The sequence below is a fragment of the Marinilabilia salmonicolor JCM 21150 genome (assembly GCF_000259075.1).
GTDB classification, from domain to species: domain Bacteria; phylum Bacteroidota; class Bacteroidia; order Bacteroidales; family Marinilabiliaceae; genus Marinilabilia; species Marinilabilia salmonicolor.
The window spans coordinates 22,190-35,482 of the sequence record NZ_AJKI01000046.1 but is presented as its reverse complement, the minus strand read 5'-3'; the positions used below and the strand labels follow the sequence as shown (position 1 = coordinate 35,482).

The following is a 13,293-nucleotide window of genomic DNA, read 5'->3' as shown; positions in this document are numbered from 1 at the left end:
AAACAGCAAAATAGAATATCAACAAATCTTATATATGGCACGTCCCGAAAAAGTTTTGAAGTATTGCCCCAGTTGTGGCTCAGGATTGTTTAAAACAGACTCCGCCAAATCATTCAAATGCGACAGTTGCGGGTTTAAGTTCTTTATCAACAGTGCTGCAGCCGTGGCCGCTGTCATAGAAAACGAAGAAGGGCAGATACTACTCACAGTCAGAGGGGTAGAACCGGCCATCGGGGCACTTGACTTACCAGGCGGCTTCGTTGATCCCATGGAAAACGGGGAAGATGCACTAAAACGGGAATTAAAAGAAGAACTCAACCTTGAGGTCACCGACCTGTCCTATCTGGGAAGCTTTCCCAATGAATACGTCTATAATGATTATTCCGTTTTTACAACCGATTTCGGATTTGCCTGCAAAGTAAAAAGCTTTGAGAATATTAAGGTGGACGACGACATTGCTGACTTTCACTTTTTCGACCCCAAAGAGATTGATTTTAACAAAATCAGCAGTAATTCTATCAAAAAGATCCTAAAAACTTACCTGGCAGACAAAAAATAATGACGAACGAACTTATCATTCTCCTGTGGAGTGCTGCAAGTATCGGTTTTGTTCATACACTTCTCGGGCCCGATCATTATCTCCCATTTATCGTAATCGGAAAAGCAAGAGACTGGAGTCTTTCACGCACACTTGGCCTAACGGCAATTTGTGGTATAGGGCATGTATTAAGCAGCGTAATTATCGGTATGCTGGGTATACTCATAGGCATCCAGTTGCAAAAGTTAACCTGGTTCGAAGGAGTCAGGGGCAATCTGGCAGCCTGGGGTTTAATAGCATTTGGTTTGCTGTATGCCATCTGGGGTTTGCGACATTATCTCAAACACAAAAGAAAGTCCCGGCATGGTCATGAACACCAGTCTGTATCCAATGCAACTCCATGGATGCTTTTCATTATCTTTTTCCTGGGGCCGTGCGAGCCGCTTATTCCTCTGCTTATGTATCCGGCCGCACACGAAAGCACAATGGCTGTAATATTGGTTACCACCATCTTCGGAGTTGTAACCGTGGGAACTATGCTCATTGCTGTCTGGGCTGCATCTATGGGATTGTCACAAATCAGATTTCAGAAACTACAACCCCTTGCCCATCTGTTGGCAGGGATCATTATATTTGCATCAGGAATATCCATTCAGTTTTTGGGACTGTAACCCAGACACAAAAGCCACACAACCATGAAACAATCGTACGATCTAACCGGTTTTTGGCGCTTCCATGAAGAATTTGATCATGGGGAAGACCTAGGAGAAGCCCGTTTGTTTCAATCCGGGAAACAACTATCCGGACATATCGTATTCAAAGAGGTTATTCCGGAAGAGCCTCCTATGTTCATCCGGGTCACAATAAAAGGAAAAGTCGACGGGGCGCAGGTTATTTTTTCAGAATCGTCAGTAATAGTCCTCTCCGGGGCTAAAAACGCTTCTTACGAGCCGGAAGAGCGATCCGGCCTCATCAACGCCATGGGACAAATAGTTGGCTCAGGAGAAGACACCCAGGGTGTAAATGGTGTATTTGTTCTGGAACGAATTTTATAGGAACCACCAATATCGTCATCCCATTGCAGGCTTACCCTTCAAAGTTCTAAGATCCAAAGTTCTTTTGGAAAACAAAAAATTCTTACACTTCAAACTTTCCTTTAAAAGAAATTTTTCGTAAATTTTATGACACTGAACCGATAGGAGGTGTTGTTCAGTGAGTGGAAAAGCGCAAGCCTGAATTGTTTTACCCTCAAAATACCAGACCTATGAGACGTGTATTACTCCTTACCGACTTTTCGGAGATTGCCCGGAATGCAGCTATCTATGCACTGAAAATGTTTGAAAAAGAACAGGCACATTTTGAATTGCTGAATATTTATGATGTTGAATTCAGTGGCAGTCCCTACATCATGCAGGTAAAAGAAGAAATGGCTGAAGAAAGCATGCGCGGTTTGCGAAAAGAACTGTCCCTGCTTCATGCCAAATTCCCAAATGCACGCATAGAACTGGCTTCCAGATTTGGAGCCATGACAGAAGTTTTAAAGAAAGAGATCAACGACTACGAACCGGAAATAATTATATTGGGCTGCAAAGGAGAAAGCGCCCTGGAACACTTCCTGTTGGGAAGTACTGCGCTTGAAATCATCAAACACGTCCATTTTCCTATGCTGGTAGTTCCCAAAGAAGCAAGATTCGAGGCACCCGACAAAATCGCTTTTGCCACAGACCTTAAAGATGTGGACATTTCCAAAATGGTGGGGCCGCTCACCCACCTCATTAAAGCCTACAACAGTGAACTCTTATTTCTGAATGTGCTGGAAGAGGAATATATTAACCGTATTGAGGCTGAAGAAAAGATTGCAGCTCATTTTCCTGGTATAAAACTCAGTTTTCACTTCATCGACAATGAGGGAGATTTATGTAAAAGCATATTAAAATTCATGGATGAAAACGATGCAACCCTGCTGACACTGATCAGGCATCACCACAGTTTTTTCCAACGCATCTTCAATCCTCACATCATCAAAAAAATGGTGAGACATCCGCACCATCCAATGTTAATTTTGCATGAACAAGGTTAGGAGCTTTCTTCATTTTGCTCATTTATTTTATGAGAGTTTATGCTTAAAGGCAGAAAATGTCGCGGCTGTACGCCCCTGGACGGGGTTTCCAGGCTAGCTGTGACTTTATAAACTTGAACGCATGGTTATAGGTAAAACAAAACCTAAATAGGCTTTAAATGCCAAGGCTGGCAGATGATAGCTTTGTTGTGGTTTCGGCTTTTTATTGTTCAAATTGGATTTTCTGATTCATCAATTCTACATTAAAATTGATTTTTGCATTCAATGCTCTGAATACCTTTAAAATTGTTTCAAATCGTGCGTCTGTTAGATTATTTTCAATTTTAGAAATTTGGGCTTTTTTCACACCAATCATTTCTCCAAGTTGAGCTTGTGTCAAATGTTTGTCTTCTCGTATTCTTCTTATTGTCTGCCCCAAAATATCAAGACGAAGTTCTTCTTCAAAATTATCCCGTTTCTCAGTGCCAATCTCGCCGATGTGCTTATCAATCATTTCGTCAAGGCTTTTCTTTCTTAATCTATCGCTTTTCATAACCCGTTATTTTTTTGTTCAAAATATTCTTTCCGTATTTCTTCTGCTTTTTTTATTTCTCCTTTTGGGGTTTTCTGCGTTTTCTTAACAAATCCATGAGTTGCCAAAACTAACGTTTCTTCATTTTCCGTTTTATCCCAAAATGCAAGAAGTCGGTATTGATTCTTATTGTATTTGGTTCTTAGTTCCCAAATCAAATCATTTAGTTTCTTGAATAATTCTGGGTCATTTACTATTTGGGCTTTCCTAGCGTTATAGAGGATTTTTTCTCTCGTTTTATCATCCAGAGATTCAACGAAATCAATCGCTTCCCCAAGTAGTTCAATTTTAAACTTCTTATTCATTCATCTTTTTATACGAAGATACAAGTTTCTTAATTAGGAAACAATTGGAAGTGGATTTTTCTTTAAGCTGAACCACAACTAAACTATAACATTACCCTCACCTACTTCAGCCCCTCAACTTTTAGCTTTAACAAATTATATGTCAGACTTCTATCTCAGCTTTTCAGTATCTCTTTAAACGCCCGATTAAAGACATCTTCAATGGTTTCTGAGAGAATTTGCTCTTCCACAGAATCCTCTACCGAAGTCTCCACTTTTGCATCCCAGTGTTTCAAATGCCAGTCTTCATTTTCGTACTCCAGCGAAGTCATATGGTCTACCCAATCTCCCGAATTAAGATAAGTGATGGCCCCTGAAGGGGATTTAATACGTTTCTTTGCCGGCCGATGAATGTGCCCGCAAATGGCATAATGATAACCTTTACGAATGCCCAGACGGGCCACCATAGCTTCAAACTTGGTTACCGGCTCTTTTTTCCCACCTTTGACTTTATCCTTTATTTTAGCAGCAAGAGAGATGGGGTTGCGTCCAAAGAAACGAAGCACTGAATTAACCATGCGATTGATGCCGGCCAGAATTCCGTAACCGGCGGCTCCCATTTTCGCCAACCACTTGGAATGGTGCATCACCACATCGAACACATCTCCATGAAAAATCCAGGTAGATTTCCCGTCAAGGGTAAGCACAACCTTATTGTCAATACGAAGATGGCCAAAATCGACACCCGTAAAACGGCGTCCTACCTCATCATGATTCCCGGGAATAAAAATAATTTTCGTTCCGGTCTCGGCCATTTTAAAAAGGTAACGAATCACCCTCAGGTGAGAAGCAGGAAAGTAACGTTTTGAGAAACGCCAGAAGTCAATAATATCGCCATTCAACACCAATGTTTCCGGCTGAATGGTCTTCAGATAAGCATAAAGTTGGTTGGCTTTGCTGCTGATCGTTCCCAGGTGTGCATCTGAGACGACTACAGCTTTTAGTGGTCTTTTTTCACTCATATATCTGGCTTATAGCAACAAATATATAAAACTTTTAAGCAGGGAAAGACCCGATAAAAGGAGTTAACAAATCTATAACGATTTGTAAGCACCAAGAATCCTGTCTACCAACTGCCCTTTGGCCGGGTCCATCTGCATACGTTCCGGTTTCTCCTCAAACCAGCGAATGGTTCTTTTAATACCCTCACTAAATTTAATGGTTGCATGATAACCGGGAACAAAGCGTTTTATTTTTGAGTTATCGAAAATAACGCTCTGAGCCTTATCTCCCAACAAGCCTCCATACGAATGCTCATCATATCGGGCAATGAAATCAGATGCAATATGAACCGCCTTAAGTGGGGCTCCGGCTGCTTCGGCTACCAATTCAAAAATCTGGTTCCAGTTCATAATTTCATCCGATGTAATGTGAAAACTATGCCCGATGGACTGACGATGGCCCAGCAAACCATTAAATCCTTTGGCAAAATCATCAGAATGGGTAACTGTCCACAGAGAAGTGCCATCGCCATGAACAATCACCTCTTTGCCTTTACGAATGCGATCGATAATGGTAAAATCGTTCCAACCACACAAAGGAACCGGTATAACTGTATCATAAGTATGGGACGGCCGGACAATGGTTATGGGAAATCCTTCTTCCCGATATTTCCGCATCAGGAAGTCTTCACAGGCAATTTTATCGCGTGAATACTGCCAGTAAGGATTGTAAAGAGGCGTTGATTCGGTAATTACAGGATGTCCGCCCGGCTTTTGATAAGCAGATGCAGTACTAATGAAGATATATTGCCTGGTTTTGCCGTGAAACAACTCAAAATCCCGCTGCACATCTTGCTCAGTAAACGCAATCCAGTTGACCACCACATCCCACTCATGCCCCTGAACAGCTTCTTTTACAGACGCCGAATCGGAGTGATCGGCGACCAGACTCTTTACTCCCGGGATTTCAACCTTTCTGGTTCCACGGTTCAACAGATATAAATCAAACCCCATTTCTATGGCCAGTCGACTGGATGCTGTACTAATATTTCCGGTTCCACCGATGTAAAGGACTTTCATGGTTATAGATTTTAGTTTTTAGTCAGTAGAAAAAAGCGGCGAATTCCTGCATTAAAAATTCGCCGCTTTCTATATTATTGAACCTGGTTAAGCGTCAGAATACTTATATCCTGCTCAGGATCTAATATCTTACTGATCTCCAGATCAACCACCTTGCTTTCGCCCGGGAGCAAATCAAAGAAGTTATCAGTGAAAAATCCATTGCCATCCGGAGTATCCAAAAATACATTTCCTGCCAGCACATCAGATGAAAGGGTAAGCTGATAACCTTCTTCGGTTTTCCTCGCGGAGAGTTCAACCTTAGCCTCCGGAAGTTTCAACTCTTTGGGGCGATGCAGGTAATACAGATTATCTGCCACTACCTGCCCTCCGGAAACAAACTCAATGACAAAAACCAGCTCACGGCGATCGGCTTTACCAATCAGATCATCGACATTCTCATCGAACACCAAACCGGAAGAGTTGCCGGCAGCGGTGACATCAGCAACCTTGCTATAGATTTCGTTTCCTGAAAAATCCATCACTCTGACATTCAATTCTCCATTAACTTCAGAAAGCAAATCATTTACCGCATATACCCTGAACCTTCCTTCCTCCTCAACCGGAGCAACAATAATGGCTTCATTGGCATCTCTCACAGCATAATGCGCGGCCTTCCATCGACCATAGTAATCAACGGTTGACCAGGAAATCGTAGGCCAGCTATCGTTAAGCTGCCAATAGAGAGATCCCATGGTGTGCGGCATATTGCGACGATGGGCTTCCAGCGCCATCTTGTAGGCTTTAGCCTGCAGTAGCTGACTCACATATACGAAATCTCCAAAATCTTCGGGGAGATTATAATATTGATCCATATACCAACGAATCATGTCGTTCCCGTCAAAATCAGGACGAACATAAGGCATTTTCCCACGCTGTCGGTGACGCATTACTTCCGTATCCCAGTCGCGGTCGCCTTCTGCAGTGAAAGCTTCGATGGTATGGATGGATGGAAAAGATTGCAAACCATACTCACTGACAAAACGCGGCAGGTCCTCGCCATAAGCGGAAAATGGCTTTTGACCGAACCAGATGGTCCAGTCGTGCTCATCGCCCGATTTCCGATCGGCTTTGCTACCATCGAAAGCCAAGGGAGAGGAAGGCCAATAGGTGGTTTTCGGGTCAAATTCCGAAACCGCATCCGGCAAAATCTGATTAAATATGGTCTTGTAAGTATTCCAGACAAATTCTTTTACATCAGGATCATACATCTCACTCCATCCCCATTCGTGCCAACCATGATAGTTCTCGTTGTTCCCGCACCAAAGCGCAATAGATGGGTGATTGCGCAGACGTTTAACATTGTACTCCGCCTCTTTTTTTATGTTTTCCAGATGGGCCTCATCGCCCGGCTGAAGCGCACAGGCAAACATAAAATCCTGCCACACCAGAATTCCGTTCCGATCACATAGATCATAGAGATAGTCTTCACCATAGATGGCACCGCCCCAAACACGCACCATATTCATATTGGCAGCCACCGCATTGCCTATTAACCGGTCGTAACGAGCCTTATCTGCAACAGGCGTCAGTGTTTCCGGAGGAATAATATTGGCTCCTTTCATGAAAACAGGGACTCCGTTCAATTCAAAATAAAAAGAATGACCAACCTCATCGGACTCTTGAACCAGCTTTAGCGTACGAACGCCGTAATTGAGCTGATGATAATCAAGCACCTGATTTTTGGACGACAGAGCAAAATTAAAATCGTAAAGATAAGGTTCGCCCAAACCATTGGACCACCACAATTGAGGGTTTTGAATTTCAAACTCGAAAGGCACATTGTTGATTCCTGCATCAAGATTTACAGCTTTTTCAACAACCGGACTATTTTCATCTATCGAAAGAGAAAGATGATATTCGCCTGCTTTTTCCGTTTCGAGAGTAACAGTTCCCGAAAGTTTAGCTACGTTGTCACTGACCTCTTCCGTTACAACATAAACATCATCGATTATGGCTTTATTCCAGGCCACCAGTGTCACCGGACGCCAGATTCCGGAAGTCACCAAACGCGGCCCCCAGTCCCAGCCAAAATGGAAAGGAGCTTTGCGTGTAAAAACGTTGGTTCTTTCCCCTTCGGGAGCCTGCTCATTAATTGCAGGAATGGCATATTCAAGTTGATTGAGTTTCTCCATCCCCTTTGCTACCGGAGAATGAAAATATACGCGAAGATGATTGGTTCCTTCAACAAGATATTTCTTCACATCCAGATCGTAACCAACAAACATATTGTCAGCTTCCAGAATTTTTTTATCGTTCAGGTAAACATCTGCATAAGTATCCAGACCTTCAAGCTGAAGCTCAATCACATCAGAGGCCGGCAACAGATTCTTTTCCACCTCAAAGGACGTTCGGTAAACCCAGTCCGCATCTTCAATCCACTGAACATCGTTTTCGTTCTTTCGGTAATGCGGATCTTCAATTTTGTCATTGGCCAGCAGGTCGGAATGAACCGTACCAGGAACATTGGCGGGCATCCAGCTATCGGAGCCGGCTTTGGAAAACTCCCACCCCTGATTGATCTCAATTTCGACAGGTGGGTTTTCCACCCTGGATTGACAGGAAGTAAAACCCAAAAGTCCCATAAAAAACAGTGTTAGTGTAAAATAAATTTTGTTTGAACCCATCATAACCGCAGAATATATTTTATTAATATACAGATATTTATCAGAAACAAATAGCATAATACCATTAGTAAATGATTGCCATCACCTTCTTTTTTTTAATTCAGGTTAAAAATATCAACACTAAAATTCGTAAACAAATAGGAAAATTGCAAAACATTACACTATCCGATACAATCCTATTCAGTGGTTATGAGTATAATCGACAAATATGTCAAACGCTAAGGGCTATTGCTCTTCAATTTCTTTTATCATTCTTAAAGCGGCATCACGAAGAGGCTTATATTTATAATACCAACGCACGAGGCCAATACCAATGGCGAGTCCCATTAATGCCCAAAAAACTACCTGCACCCCAATAAGATCAGCACGATTAACTGTTCCAAAGCTTAATCCGGCATTCAGGAAAATAATAGCAAGAAATATCCAAACGGTTTTGAGTTGAAAAGGCTGGTATCTATAGGCAGCTTTCTTCAACATAATAAGGGTAGGTAAAGAATAATCCACATTTTTGTACTCTTGGTAATAATTCCTAAAGAATAATGCAAATATTACCATGGCTATAAAGCAAAATCCCCCACTTATTTTATCTGAGAAAGGCACTACATCAACTGTAAAATGAAGAATCAGCATAATCAAGTAAAAAAAGGCAAAAACCCAATAAACAATTTGAAACCCCTTACTTAAACGACTGTATTTTTGATCTTCCTGTTTAAGTTTACCAGTTAACTGATCTATTCCTGAGAATGAATTATTATTGTGGAACATAATCTTTTTGTTTTAGTTTGTTTTTTAAATGAATCTTGATTCGGTGAATCTTAGTCTTCACATTAGATTCGGTAATTCCTATCACCTCTGCAATCTCTCTCATCGATAGCCCTTCAAGCATCAGGGATATCAATGCTTTGTCCACAACCGACAACAAGTTTAATTCCCGTTGAAGAATCTCAAACCGGTCTTCCTCCATCTTTTTGTGAATAAGATCTGCATCATCAAGAACATTGCTCAAATGGAGAGAGTCTGCCGAAACCAATAATTTCATATTCCGGTAAGCTTTTCCGGTGTATTGCAAAGAGGTATTCACAGCGATGCGGTATATCCAGGTACTTACAGCAGCCTCACCACGAAAATTATCCAGGCTCTTCCAAATATTAACGAGCACTTCCTGGCACATATCCTGCTGATCGTGAACATTGGAGTTGTAGTAGGCACAAATACGACGAATACGGTCGCTGTTTTCAGCAACTATTTTATTAAATAACTCTTCCTTTTTCAAAGCTCATCAATTTGATTTTCTTATTTAGTTTCTGTCCATAAAGTACCACTTGCGTTGTTACGCTTGCCGCCAAAATACTCATTTACGATTAGTAAACTCCGTTTTTGGCGGCTTCGCAAGCCTAGCAATTGGCACTTTCTGACCAGAAACAGCCCTTAAAACAGAATTTGCTCAGTTTATAGACGGACACTATTTAGTTCCTAAAGTTGGGAAAAGTTACAAATGAAAGGGTGTTTTTTTAATTATTTTTAGAATCGCAATAGTCCGTTAAAAAAACCGTAAACGCAGAGACGCAATGGCGCAAAGATCTTATTATGAGTGTTTTAAATACCGCACCGCAGGTCGTGTAAATAATTAATTACCAGCCAATTGCGAAGGCTAAAGCAAGTATTGACAAATGGATTACTTAAGAAACTGTTTAAATTTCACACAGAGTATAAAATCAGAGTGAGTAAACCAATTGAGTAACAACAGAGAGGAGAAGTCCAGAAATTCTCGGGAATTTGTGGTGTTATAGATCCTAAAGGAAATGTTATAGGAGACAACCTGTCTTCCGGCTCAGAATTACTTTTTGCAAACCTGAATCCAACCCTTTTAAATAAAATTAAGTCTTCGCGCATGGGCCATTTTCTGGCACACAGACGTTCAGATCTATACTAAATTGATTCTAACCCCCGACTTGGTTTGGATGAGAAAAACAACAACAAAAACTGAGCGGCCATCACAAAATTTGTAATCACCTCAACGAAGGAATTGAAATAAACAAAAGATTCAAAAGTGTATTGTCCATTTTGGGTTATTGTTTTCAAGGTGAAATTATTTCCGAGACTTCTTGTTTTTTCTTTTCTTTTTATCCTCCAGTTCATCAGCCTCGTCCATCAGCGCCTGCCAATCCGTGTCCTCTACCCCTGACATATTGAGTGTTTCCTGGTACGCGCCTTTTTCTATATCAATCTGTGTAATTTTCCGGTTCAGGAAACTTTCGATGGCCTCCAACCGCTCTTTTTCTTCAGGACTACAAAACGCAATGGCCAGGCCTCTTTTCTGGCCACGTCCTGTTCTGCCCACACGATGCACGTAGTTTTCAGTCTCTTCGGGGATATCATAATTGATAACGATATCGACATCAGGGATATCAACTCCACGTGCACTCACATCGGTAGCAATAAGAATCTTATTCTTACCCGATGAGAACTGCTCCATTACCTGGTTTCGTTCCGTTTGATCCTTATCACTATGAATGGTCTGACTCTGCAAATTCACACGCTCCAGCGCTTTCATCACCCGTTCTGCACGCACCTTGGTGCGAACGAAAACCAAAATCTTTCCTTCCGGATGTTCACGAACAATACGTTCCAGAAAAAATCTTTTATCATCCATTTCAATAAATGCCACCGAGTGGTCTATCTTTTTGGAAACAGGATCATTGGGGGAGATCTGTATTCGCACAGCTTTATGAACCAGCGAGTAAGCCATATCTTTTACATACTTATTGATGGTAGCTGAGAAAAACAGCACCTGTCTCCGTCGGGGTAATTTTTTGATCAGCTGATTCATATCGTGCTTAAAACCCAGCTCAAGCATGTGGTCTGCCTCATCAAGAATCAGTGTTTCAACAGCTTCAAGCGACAGATGGCCCTGACTCTCCAAATCAAACAAACGGCCCGGAGTGGCCACAACCACATCCACCCCCTGCCTCAGTTTTTCAATCTGCGGATCCTGATCAGCTCCGCCATAGATCCCTGCTATTGTCAGAGAGAGACCAAAAGACAGTTCTTCAAAGACCCGGCTAACCTGTATGGCCAGCTCATGGGTGGGAACCATCACCACACAACTAACTGCATTTTTGTCCTTTTTCCTGCTCCGGGTAATCAACCTCTGGATTACAGGAAGCGCAAACGCCACAGTTTTGCCGGTTCCGGTTTGAGCAACGGCCAGGACATCCTCCCCACGCATGATTGGAGGAATAGATTTATACTGAATATCTGTAGGTCGATTAAAACCAAGTTTCCGAAGGTTACTCTTTATATCTTCTGAAAAACTATATCTTTCGAACTTCATTCTGTATTATTATTTTGATATCGGTATTTAACCCATTTCTGCTCGTAGCTTGCAGCTCATTGCCACGCTCCATGTTCCCAGCCCTATACGCCCCTTATCTCCTTCACCCGGCCCACAATTCCGGATGTTAACCGAACCTTTATACCATGAGGGTGAAACGCACTTTTGGTTAGAATTTGTTTGACAACCCCGGTTGTAATAGTGCCGGAACGCTGATCTTCCTTTTTTACAACATCAACCTCCGTACCTGGTTGAATATTCGCTCTGTGCTGTCCGTCCATTAACTTTTTATCTTTTCAATTTAAGCGCAAAGTTAGGGTAATTTATTTTGCCTGGAATAATTTCGTATCCGTCCAGATGAATCTAAAAATATGAAATTCCAAAACTCTTTAAAGCCTGCGCATTGAGTTCATCTATATCGGCAAATAATTTCACAAACATTTGTGTATCGGATAAATCAGAACTGTCCTTCTTTAACAGGTTTCTTAATTCAAGCACTTTAAAGTAAAACGATGGAGACTCTAATTTAAATGGTAATGTCTCAAACTGTTTTTCAATGGCAATCTTCTTGTGTTTAAAAACACGAATAGCTTCCAGGGCCGAATCAAAATCCAATTCCTTTTTTTCAATGGATTTCAAAAGTCCGCACTCAAATTTCCCACACTGTTTGGGTCTTTGAGAATATATTTTACATCCATCGCACCCAAGATTATTACAGGGAAGCAAAAAGAAACCTGACATCTCAAATTCTTCTATATCCATCAAAACGCTCAGCTTTGACAGCTCTTCTCTACCAAGGTCTACAAACCCAATCAGGCTTCCATCGCAACACAAGCCGCAAGACAAACAAATATTTATTAATTCACTGATGATTTCTGAATTTTAAAAGGTGGTTGAACTAATCTGAACTATTTATACAATGAATAAGTTTTCATATTAACAGGCCACGAATGTAACTAAAAAAATGACCGTTCCGGCATGCATTGAAATTAGCCATTAATTAGTGCCCGTCTATAAAGTCAGGATAGTTTGTAAAAAGTCATGTGTCTGGTTAGAAAGTGTCACCCCTGCCGGGGCTGGTCCCTCATAAAAAAAAAACGGATAATGACCCGGCTCTCTGCTCCATGCCCTCTGCCCCATGCTCTGGGCCCCCATATAAGTTTTCCCGAAAATTGTGTAAAACATCCCATGAGGTATTCTGTTATATTTGTAACAAAACATAAAACGCAAAGACGCCAATACACAGAGAAAAGAATGATGGAAATATTTATAACATTAATAAAACTCTGCGGCCTCAGCGTCTCCGCGTTTAAAAACAAAACAAATGCTCAGAAACGTCACGAATATCATTATGACTTGCCTGTTGTTGATTTCAACAACAGGGTTTGCTGTTTCTAAGCATTATTGTGGAAGCGACCTGGTTTCGGTAGAACTAAAATCAGAAGCTGATCCCTGCTGTGACGATGGCATGTGTTGCCATACCGAAACACAGTTTCTGCAACTGGAAAATGACTTTTTAGCCGTTTCCCCACAAACAAATCTGGAGCATATTTATGCTTCTGATCTTATTCTTACCTCATCCGAAGTTGAGATTTCTCTTCCGGAAGCCGGCTTTATCACTTCATTTAACGATTCCGATCCGCCGCCCCGCGGCCTGGGTACTCGCCTGGCATTGCAGCAGGTATTTCTGTTGTGATACCTTAAACGCATAGGCGCAAAGATGCAGAGAAATAAATAAG

At 41.6% G+C, this 13,293-nt stretch carries 15 protein-coding genes; 5 read left to right on the top strand and 10 right to left on the bottom strand.

Annotated elements, in window-relative coordinates:
- Positions 1 to 34: 34 nt before the first annotated feature.
- From W7W_RS0118820 to W7W_RS0118805, 4 genes are all read left to right on the top strand, one after another.
- Entirely contained in the window at positions 35 to 559 is a 525-nt protein-coding gene (locus W7W_RS0118820; RefSeq protein WP_010665201.1) for an NUDIX domain-containing protein, read from the top strand.
- Positions 559 to 1,209 (top strand): urease accessory protein UreH domain-containing protein, encoded by a 651-nt coding sequence (locus W7W_RS0118815; RefSeq protein WP_010665200.1) that lies wholly within the window; start codon positions 559 to 561, stop codon positions 1,207 to 1,209. Before W7W_RS0118820 ends, W7W_RS0118815 begins: the two co-directional genes overlap by 1 nt.
- 24 nt (positions 1,210 to 1,233) lie before the next feature.
- On the top strand, positions 1,234 to 1,593 hold the full coding sequence (locus W7W_RS0118810) for a hypothetical protein (RefSeq protein ID WP_010665199.1): 360 nt from the start codon (positions 1,234 to 1,236) through the stop codon (positions 1,591 to 1,593).
- Positions 1,594 to 1,802: 209 nt separating this feature from the next.
- Positions 1,803 to 2,618: a universal stress protein gene (locus W7W_RS0118805; RefSeq protein WP_010665198.1), complete on the top strand. Its 816-nt coding sequence runs from the start codon at positions 1,803 to 1,805 to the stop codon at positions 2,616 to 2,618.
- A gap of 202 nt (positions 2,619 to 2,820) precedes the next feature.
- On the opposite strand, the gene W7W_RS0118800 is transcribed toward W7W_RS0118805, so the two are convergent.
- The 10 genes from W7W_RS0118800 to W7W_RS0118750 all read right to left on the bottom strand — a co-directional run bounded on the left by W7W_RS0118800 (position 2,821) and on the right by W7W_RS0118750 (position 12,400).
- A complete protein-coding gene (locus tag W7W_RS0118800) occupies positions 2,821 to 3,150 on the bottom strand; it encodes a helix-turn-helix domain-containing protein (RefSeq protein WP_010665197.1) in 330 nt (109 codons plus the stop codon).
- Positions 3,147 to 3,494, bottom strand: a complete 348-nt coding sequence (locus tag W7W_RS0118795) for a type II toxin-antitoxin system RelE/ParE family toxin (protein WP_010665196.1) — start codon at positions 3,492 to 3,494, stop codon at positions 3,147 to 3,149. The genes W7W_RS0118800 and W7W_RS0118795 overlap by 4 nt, the downstream gene beginning before the upstream one ends.
- A 155-nt stretch (positions 3,495 to 3,649) precedes the next feature.
- On the bottom strand, positions 3,650 to 4,495 hold the full coding sequence (locus tag W7W_RS0118790; protein ID WP_010665195.1) for a UDP-2,3-diacylglucosamine diphosphatase: 846 nt from the start codon (positions 4,493 to 4,495) through the stop codon (positions 3,650 to 3,652).
- A 72-nt stretch (positions 4,496 to 4,567) separates the two neighbouring features.
- A complete protein-coding gene (locus W7W_RS0118785) occupies positions 4,568 to 5,554 on the bottom strand; it encodes an SDR family oxidoreductase (RefSeq protein WP_010665194.1) in 987 nt (328 codons plus the stop codon).
- A gap of 74 nt (positions 5,555 to 5,628) precedes the next feature.
- Complete coding sequence (locus W7W_RS0118780) at positions 5,629 to 8,178, bottom strand: glycoside hydrolase family 2 protein (protein ID WP_234408846.1); 2,550 nt, start codon at positions 8,176 to 8,178, stop codon at positions 5,629 to 5,631.
- 267 nt (positions 8,179 to 8,445) lie between these two features.
- The gene (locus W7W_RS0118775) at positions 8,446 to 8,985 is read right to left on the bottom strand and encodes a hypothetical protein (protein WP_010665192.1); all 540 of its coding nucleotides are present in this window, start codon (positions 8,983 to 8,985) and stop codon (positions 8,446 to 8,448) included.
- Positions 8,972 to 9,493, bottom strand: a complete 522-nt coding sequence (locus tag W7W_RS0118770; protein ID WP_010665191.1) for an RNA polymerase sigma factor — start codon at positions 9,491 to 9,493, stop codon at positions 8,972 to 8,974. Before W7W_RS0118770 ends, W7W_RS0118775 begins: the two co-directional genes overlap by 14 nt.
- Before the next feature lie 816 nt (positions 9,494 to 10,309).
- Positions 10,310 to 11,554, bottom strand: a complete 1,245-nt coding sequence (locus W7W_RS0118760; protein WP_010665190.1) for a DEAD/DEAH box helicase — start codon at positions 11,552 to 11,554, stop codon at positions 10,310 to 10,312.
- Positions 11,555 to 11,637: 83 nt separating this feature from the next.
- Positions 11,638 to 11,835 (bottom strand): YwbE family protein, encoded by a 198-nt coding sequence (locus W7W_RS0118755; RefSeq protein WP_010665189.1) that lies wholly within the window; start codon positions 11,833 to 11,835, stop codon positions 11,638 to 11,640.
- 82 nt (positions 11,836 to 11,917) lie between these two features.
- Entirely contained in the window at positions 11,918 to 12,400 is a 483-nt protein-coding gene (locus W7W_RS0118750) for a YkgJ family cysteine cluster protein (RefSeq protein WP_157202512.1), read from the bottom strand.
- A gap of 478 nt (positions 12,401 to 12,878) precedes the next feature.
- Between W7W_RS0118750 and W7W_RS0118740 the strand changes: the two genes are divergently transcribed.
- The gene (locus tag W7W_RS0118740) at positions 12,879 to 13,250 is read left to right on the top strand and encodes an HYC_CC_PP family protein (RefSeq protein WP_010665187.1); all 372 of its coding nucleotides are present in this window, start codon (positions 12,879 to 12,881) and stop codon (positions 13,248 to 13,250) included.
- Positions 13,251 to 13,293 lie beyond the last annotated feature (43 nt).